Genomic DNA, 7,465 nt, shown 5'->3' with positions numbered 1-7,465 from the left:
CTCGACGAAAAGCGTGTCGAGTTGACACCCCTCCTCACGTGCAGCGAGTGCTTTGCACGGCTCGTGACGGGACCACCCCACCGGAACCTTCTGTTTCAAGCCAAGAGCAAAAGCCAAGAGCGGCTCGGCTTCGCCTTTGCTGCTCGCCTTCGGCTTCGCGGTGCCTGCCTTGGCTTTCGTTTGTCCTGCTAGGACTTCTGCTTTGCCGCGATCTGGTCCAGGACCTCGCTCTGGCTCACCACGATCTTGCCCGCCAGGGCCTTCGAGCCGATGTGCTCGCCCTTGGCCTGGGCGTCCTTCGCCATGTCCACGCCGCTGCGGAGGTGGCGGGACAGGGTGGCCAGGAACAGGTCGTCGAACTGCTTGCCCTGGGCCGCCTTCAGGGTGTCCACGTCCTTGGCGGTCATCATGCCCGCCATCTTGTGGGTGGCGCCGGGGTCGTCGCCGGGGATCTGGATGTTCCAGCTTCGCAGGTAGGTGGACATCTGCTCGATCTCGCCCGCCTCGGCGGTCGCGATCTTGTCGGCCACGTCGATGACGAACTGGTCCTTCGAGCGTTCCACCGCGACCTTCGAGATCTCGATGGTCTGGCGGTGGTGCGGGATCATCCGCAGCGAGAACGTCGCGTCCGCCTCGTTGGCGGCTGGTTCGCCGCCGGTGCCTCCGCTCGCCGTCGAGCAGCCCGTCAGTGCCAGCAGGCCGCCTAGCACGATCATGAGCAGACGCGTGCGCATGATGCCTCCCGTCTCGGTTCCCTGACGAGGCATACGGGTGGTCGTTGTGTCCGGTTCAGAGAAAGTTCCTGAACCTAAGTGCTTCTCGTGGTCAGTCGAAGGTGTTCAGGGTTTTCACCACGTTGAACACCACGTCCGGGTGGCCCAGGGGGAGTGGCGGCGGGATGCGGTCGTCGGGGGACTTGTGGCTGCGGACGATGGTGTGGGCGAAGGACTCGTCCACGGTGACCTCCGGGTCCACCAGCAGGACCGAGCGGACCAGGTCCTCGTGCCGGCGGACCAGGTCCAGGACGTCGGACGCTATCGGGCCGCTCGAGACCACGTCGAGGACCGGGTGCTCCTCGTCGCTGTGCTTGGTGAGGACGGCATCCACTGTGGACTGCCAGCCCGGTGCGGCCGGGACCCGCAGCCACACCACGCGGAGCCTGTCGGTGAGGTCGCGCCAGGTCGCCGGGATGCCGTCGTGCAGGGCCTCGCCCGCTGGATCGATCACGAGGATCGTTGGCGCACCTGCGGGTCCGTCGGCCACCACGCCTGGACCGGCTGCCCTGCTGGGCTCGTCGAAATCGCGCATGAGCACCGGGTACCCACTGAAGCGATGTCCTACCAGTGGTCCGAGTGGGCCCCTCCGGTGGGCTGAACGGGTGACCGGCAGTACCAGTCGGGGCAGTGGACTTGTTGTTGCACAATGATTTTCGGTTCGGAGCTGGTGGTCACTTGACCACTTTCCGAAAGCCGGTTTATGGTCTAGACCAACCGAAACTGGATCGGCGAGCGTCGCAGAGCACGCTCCCGGTTCCCGCCCCCTGCCTACGGGATCCCCCCTGTCCGGGAACGATCCGAGGAGTTCGGAAGAATGAAATTCACTCGCAAAGCGGCGCTGGTCCTGGCCGCTGTCCCTGCAATCGTGTTCATCACCCCGGTCGGTTCGGCGAGCGCGCACGGGTACGTGTCGTCGCCGCCCAGCCGGTCCGCCCAGTGTGCGCTGAAGACCGTTCCCTGCGGTGCGCCCACGTGGGAGCCGCAGAGCGCCGAAGGTCCGAAGGGCCTGAAGAACTGCAACGGCGCCCGTGGTGACTTCGACGAGCTGAACGACGACAACAAGGGCTGGCAGGCCACCAGCACCGGCACCAGCCTCTCCATCGGCTGGACCTTCACGGCCCGCCACAAGACGAGCAACTACGAGTACTTCATCGGCGGCACGCGCGTCGGGTTCGTCGACGGCGGCAACGCCGCGCCGGTCGACGGGACGCGGCACACCGTCAACCTGAGCGGGTTCTCCGGCCGGCAGAAGATCCTCGCGGTCTGGAACATCGCCGACACGGGCAACGCGTTCTACTCCTGCATCGACGTCAACATCAACGGCGGCGGCACCACGCCTCCGCCCGCGACGACGACGCCGAAGCCCCCGGCGACGACCACCACCAACCCGCCGACCACCACGACCAACCAGCCGACCCAGCCGCCCGCCGGTGGCTCGTGGGCGGCGAACGTGTCGTACGCGACCGGTGCGCAGGTCAGCTACGGCGGCTCCAACTACCGGTGCCGCCAGGCGCACACCTCGCTGACCGGCTGGGAGCCGCCGAACGTGCCGGCTCTCTGGGAGCGGGTCTGACCTGATGAAGCGCCTTGTGATCGTGACCGTCGTCGCGGTCCTGGCGCTGGCGGGGTGCGGTGGGCAGGCGGTCGTGCCCGAGGGCCAGACAGGCCACGGGCACGGCGCGTCGTCCACCGCGCCACCTGCACCCGCCGCCAGCGCGAGGTTCAACGACGCGGACGTGATGTTCGTGCAGATGATGGTGGACCACCTGCAGCTCGGCATCAGCCTCTCCCAGCTCGGGATGGCGAAGGCCACGCGGCAGGAGGCCAAGGACCTCGCGAGCGCGATCGACGCGACCCAGCGCGAGGAGCTGTCGACGCTCAAGTCGTGGCTCAAGCTCTGGGACAAGCCGGAGGGCGACGGTGCGAGCCTGCACACCGCCCACGGCGGTGAGCCGTTGCTCGACGCGAAGGTCATCGACGAGACCAAGAACAAGAGCGGCGCCGAGTTCGACGCCTCCTTCCTCAACCTCATGACGGGTCACCAGGGCGCTGCCGTGGAGATGTCGCTGACGGAGAAGAAGGACGGCATGAACCCGGAGGCCACGGCCTACGCGGAACGCGTGGCCAACTCGCGCCAGGGCCAGATCCAGCAGATGCTGAAGATCATCAGCCAGTCGTAGCGTTCGGTCAGCGCACCGGCGAACCCCGTCCCGCACGGACGTACTCGTCTCGGGGGGCGGGGATCGCCGGACCCGCGCGATCACGCTCCCCGAGTGCGCGCCAGCTCGCTGAGCGCTTCCTCCACCTGCTGCTTGGCCGCCACGTGCATCCACCCGAACCCGAGCTCCCGCTGGGCGTCCCGCAGCAGCCGCTCCGCGCGCTCCAGGTCGCCCCTGCGCTGGGCGAGCTTCGCCAGGCCGGTGCTCGCGAGCGCGCGGGTGGCCGAGAGACCCGCCTCCGCCGCCAGCGCGAGGGCCTGGTGGTACTCGCGCTCGGCCTGGTCGGGGTCGAGGTCGAGCAACCGGTCGGCGCGCCGGCCGCGCAGTTCCGCGAGCTCCTCCCTGGCGCCCAGCTCGGTGACGGCCCGCAACGCCTCGTCGGTCAGCGCCAGGGCCTCGTGCGGGTCCTCGGTGAGGGTGGCCAGCACGTCCAGGACCTGGGCCGCGCCCCAGCGTTCGCCGAGGTCCTGGAACTGCCGCAGCGCCGCGCGGGACTGCGCGATCGCGAGCGGCCGGTCACCGCGCACGACCCAGCCGGTGTAGGAGTTGCTGAAGCCGATCAGGCCCTGGATCCACGGGTCCTCGCTGCGCTCGACCTCGTCCTGCAGGGCGGTGCGCGGGGCGTCGGGGTCGGGCGGGCCGGTGAGCATCGCCCAGGCGATGAGCACGAACGGCTGGCGGATCGGCCCGGTCAGCTGCTTGAGGACGGTGTGCACGCGTTCCGGGGCCGCCAGCGCGAGCAGGACCGCGTACTCCTCGGTGGGTTCCTCCCGAACCCGTTCGAGGAGCCTGCGGGCCAGGCCCTCGACCTCCGTGCGGCTGCCCTTCACGTACCAGTACCAGGCGAGGTCGCTGACGAGCCGCAACGCTCGCGCGGGATCGTGCTCGGTGGTCCATTCGACTGCCTGCAACAGGTTCGCGTGCTCGGCGGTCATCCGCGTGAACCACTCGACCTGGTCGCTCCGCCGCAGCTCGGGATCCGCGCGCGCGGCCAGGTCGTGGAAGTAGGCGGCGTGCTCGGCGTCGACGCGCCGGTGCCGTGAGCAGAACTCCCGGATCGTCTCCAGCATCCGGTAGCGGCCGTCGGCCGCCTCCACCAACGACTTGTCCACCAACGCGTCCAGCACCTCGACGTCGTGCCGGCACACCTGTTCCACCGCCTCCAGCGTCGCGCCGCCGCTGAACGTGGCCAGGCAGGCGGCGAGGTCGCGTTCCTCGTCGGAGAGCAGGTCCCAGCTCCACTCCACGACCGCGCGCAACGTCTGGTGGCGTGGTGCCGCGGCGCGGTTTCCCTTGGTGAGCAGGCGGAAGCGGTCGTTCAGCCGGTCCGAGATCTCCTTCGTGGTCAGCGACCGCGTGCGGGCGGCGGCGAGCTCAATCGCGAGCGGCAGGCCGTCCAGCTCACGGCAGATGTCCGCGGTCTGCTGGTCCCGCACGAAGTTCGGGTTCACCAGCCGGGCGCGGTCGGTGAACAGCGCCACGCTCTGCTCCGGGTCCAGCGGCGGCACCGGGCACAGCGTCTCGCCGGTGATGCCCAGCGGTTCGCGGCTCGTGGCGAGGATCCGCAGCGACGGGCACGTGCTGAGCAGATGCTGGGCCAGCCGGGCCGCCTGGACGACCACGTGCTCGCAGTTGTCGAGGATCAGCGTCGTGTCGCGTTCGCGCAGCGCGAGCGTGAGCCGGTCCTCCGGTTCGAGCACGGTTTCCTTGAGCCCCAACGCCTGCAGCGTCGCCGCCGCGACGTCCTTGACGGGCGCGAGGTCCACGAAGATCGCCGACGGCGGCGCGGCCTGCACCGCGAGCCTGGTCTTGCCCGCGCCGCCGGGACCGGTGAGCGTGACGAGCCGGGACTCGAGCGCCGCGATGCGCCTCAGCTCGTCCTGCCTGCCGATGAAACTGGTGAGCTGCGCGGGAAGCTCGCGGTGGGTCTGTCCACGCAGGATCCGGACGTGGATCGCGCGCAGCTCCGGCGACGGGTCGGTGCCGAGCTCGTCGGCGAGCAACGCCTGTGCGTCCTCGAACGCCTGCAGCGCCTCGGCTTGGCGGCCGTCCTGGTGCAACGCCTGCATGAGGTAGCCGCGCAGCCGTTCGTCCAGCGGGTGCTGCCGCACCAGGTCCTGGATCTCCCGCACGTCGGCCTTGCCGAGCCGGATCCGTGCGGCCACCAGCGCGTTCGTGGCGGCGGACCGTTGCTGTTCGAGACGGGTCGCGTGATCGGGCACGGGCACGTCCGCGAGCGCCGGTCCGCGCCAGAGCCGAAGTGCTTCGGACAGCAGGGATTCCGCGGTCTGCGCGTCGCCCTGGTCCAAGGCCTTCCGGCCGTCGGCCGCCAGTGCGGCGAACCGGTGCGCGTCGACCTGGTCCGCCGCCAGCGCCAGGCGGTACCCGGCGGGGTGGAACTCGATGAGGTCGGCGCCGCCGAGGGCCCGGCGGAGCCTCGACACCTGGCTCTGCAGGCCGTTCGCGGCGTCCGCGGGCGGTTCCGAGCCGTAGAGCTCGTCGACCAGCCGGTCGAGCGGGACGATCTCGCCCACCCGCATCGCCAGCAACGCCAGCAGAGTGCGCGGACGCGGACCGCCGATCGCGATCTTGCCGTCCGGGGAATGCGCCTCAACGGGCCCGAGGATGCCGACGTGCACGGTGTCAGCGTACGAACCGGCCGGGGCTCATACCCAGGACACGGCGAAAATGGCGCGTCAGGTGGGACTGGTCGTGGAACCCGGCCAGCACCGCCGCCTCCGCCGCCGACCGCCCCTCCACGAGGAACCCGCGCGCGAGATCCACTCTGCGCCCGGTGAGGTACCGGTGCGGCGGCAGCCCGAACCGGCGGCTGAACGCCCGCACGAGGTGCGTCGGGCTGGTCTGCAGCTCCTCGGCGGCCGCGTTCAGCGTCATCCCGTCCGGCAGCGACGCGTCCAGGAGCTGGCGCAGCCGGTCCGCCAGCGTCGCGTCGGCGTGGCGGACCGGTTCGGTGCCCGCGAAGTGGTGCGTCAGCCGTTCGGCGATCAGTGCCAGCCGGCTCGCCGCCTCGAACGGCTCGTCCAGCGCCAGGTGCAGCTGGTGCACGCGCTGTCGCAGCAGCGGGTCGACCAGCATGGGCGTGTCTACGGCCTTGCCGACCAGGTCCACGGGCAGCACCGAGTCGTCGAGGTACAGCACGCGCTTGTGGAACCCCGCCGGGTGCGCTGACCGGCCGTCGTGCGGGACGTGCGGCGGCAGCAGCGTGACGCCGGAGACGAGGGCGCCGTGCTCGTGGCGGTCCAGCTCGTAGCGCACCGCACCGGTGTCGAGCAGCATCAACGTCCACGCGTCGTGCGTGTGCGCCGGGTAGACGTGCGTGGTGAAGGAGGCGTGGAAGACCTCCTTGATGCCCTCCACCGCCGGTTTCCACGCGGCGACGTTCATGTCAGGAACGTACAAGACGAAAGCCGGTGCCCGCAGAGATCGTGGGGCCATGTTCGACACCAAGATCGCTGTGCTGCTGCGGGACGACCTGGCCGGCTGGCAGGCGCTGAATGTGACCGCCTTCCTCGTCAGCGGCCTGCCAGAGACGCTCCGCGGCGAGCCGTACGTGGACGCCGACGACGTGAGCTACCTGGCGATGTTCGGCCAGCCCGTCGTCGTCCTGCAGGGTGACAAGGACCTGGTCAAGAAAGCCCACGAGCGTGCGTTGACCCGCAACCAGCAGATGACCATCTTCACCGCGGACCTGTTCGCCACCGGCAACGACGAGGACAACCGTGCCGCCGTGCGCAAGGTGCACACCCAGGACCTCGACCTGGTCGGCATCGCGGTCCACGGCCAGAAGAACGCCGTCGACAAGATCTTCAAGGGCGCCCGGATGCACCCCTGACGAAACCGGGGTCCAATACCCCGGTGACCAGACTGCTCCGGATGGCCGTGTTCCTGCTGGTTCTTTCGGCTGAGGTATACCTGGTCGTGATGCTGGGCGACAGGTTCCAGCCGGTCAACCACCTCGGCTACTTCACCGTGCTGTCCAACCTCGTCGCGGCGGTGGTGGCACTGCTCGGCGTGTTCCGCCCCGTGTCGGCGCAGCTGCGGGGCGCCGCCGTGCTCTACATCGCGACCACGGGCCTGGTGTACCCGCTGCTGCTGCGCGGTATCGACGTGCAGACGCCGCCGTACGCGAACTGGGTGCTGCACACGATCGTGCCCGTTCTCGTGGTCGTCGACTGGCTGGTCGCGCCCGGACGGACCACCAGGCCCTGGACCTGGCTCGCGTTCCCGCTGGCCTACATCACGTACACGCTGGCTAGGGGACCGATCGCGGACTGGTACCCGTACCCGTTCGTCGATCCGCGCGGGCAGGGGTACGGCCAGGTGCTGGTGAACTGCCTCGTCGTCGCGGTGATCATCGTGGCGCTGTCATACGTCGTGTCCTGGGTCGGCACCAAATTGGCCCAAAGAAGAAGCGCGTTTTTGCCCCACACTCAGAGCCAATGAGCGTCC

At 69.5% G+C, this 7,465-nt stretch carries 8 protein-coding genes; 4 read left to right on the top strand and 4 right to left on the bottom strand.

The window, feature by feature from the left end; all coding sequences use genetic code 11:
• Positions 1–188: 188 nt before the first annotated feature.
• On the bottom strand, positions 189–734 hold the full coding sequence (locus VF330_RS40330; RefSeq protein ID WP_330857029.1) for a DUF305 domain-containing protein: 546 nt from the start codon (positions 732–734) through the stop codon (positions 189–191).
• A 91-nt stretch (positions 735–825) separates the two neighbouring features.
• Positions 826–1,227, bottom strand: coding sequence for a hypothetical protein (locus VF330_RS40325; protein WP_330857028.1), 402 nt, complete (start codon positions 1,225–1,227; stop codon positions 826–828).
• Positions 1,228–1,590: 363 nt separating this feature from the next.
• On the opposite strand from VF330_RS40325, the gene VF330_RS40320 reads away from it, so the two are divergent.
• Together VF330_RS40320 and VF330_RS40315 are read left to right on the top strand one after the other, a co-directional pair.
• Positions 1,591–2,349, top strand: coding sequence for a lytic polysaccharide monooxygenase (locus tag VF330_RS40320; RefSeq protein WP_330857027.1), 759 nt, complete (start codon positions 1,591–1,593; stop codon positions 2,347–2,349).
• Between the two features lie 4 nt (positions 2,350–2,353).
• Positions 2,354–2,956 (top strand): DUF305 domain-containing protein, encoded by a 603-nt coding sequence (locus VF330_RS40315; RefSeq protein ID WP_330857026.1) that lies wholly within the window; start codon positions 2,354–2,356, stop codon positions 2,954–2,956.
• A gap of 80 nt (positions 2,957–3,036) precedes the next feature.
• On the opposite strand, the gene VF330_RS40310 is transcribed toward VF330_RS40315, so the two are convergent.
• On the bottom strand, positions 3,037–5,634 hold the full coding sequence (locus tag VF330_RS40310) for a BTAD domain-containing putative transcriptional regulator (protein WP_330857025.1): 2,598 nt from the start codon (positions 5,632–5,634) through the stop codon (positions 3,037–3,039).
• A 4-nt stretch (positions 5,635–5,638) separates the two neighbouring features.
• Positions 5,639–6,400, bottom strand: a complete 762-nt coding sequence (locus tag VF330_RS40305; RefSeq protein ID WP_330857024.1) for an AraC family transcriptional regulator — start codon at positions 6,398–6,400, stop codon at positions 5,639–5,641.
• A 49-nt stretch (positions 6,401–6,449) separates the two neighbouring features.
• Between VF330_RS40305 and VF330_RS40300 the strand changes: the two genes are divergently transcribed.
• Both VF330_RS40300 and VF330_RS40295 read left to right on the top strand, forming a co-directional pair.
• A complete protein-coding gene (locus VF330_RS40300) occupies positions 6,450–6,848 on the top strand; it encodes a DUF2000 domain-containing protein (protein ID WP_330857023.1) in 399 nt (132 codons plus the stop codon).
• A gap of 23 nt (positions 6,849–6,871) precedes the next feature.
• Complete coding sequence (locus VF330_RS40295; protein WP_330857022.1) at positions 6,872–7,459, top strand: Pr6Pr family membrane protein; 588 nt, start codon at positions 6,872–6,874, stop codon at positions 7,457–7,459.
• Positions 7,460–7,465 lie beyond the last annotated feature (6 nt).

The sequence above is a fragment of the Lentzea sp. genome (assembly GCF_036380075.1).
In the GTDB taxonomy this organism is placed as follows: Bacteria; Actinomycetota; Actinomycetes; order Mycobacteriales; family Pseudonocardiaceae; genus Lentzea.
This window is presented reverse-complemented; position numbering and strand designations above follow the sequence as displayed.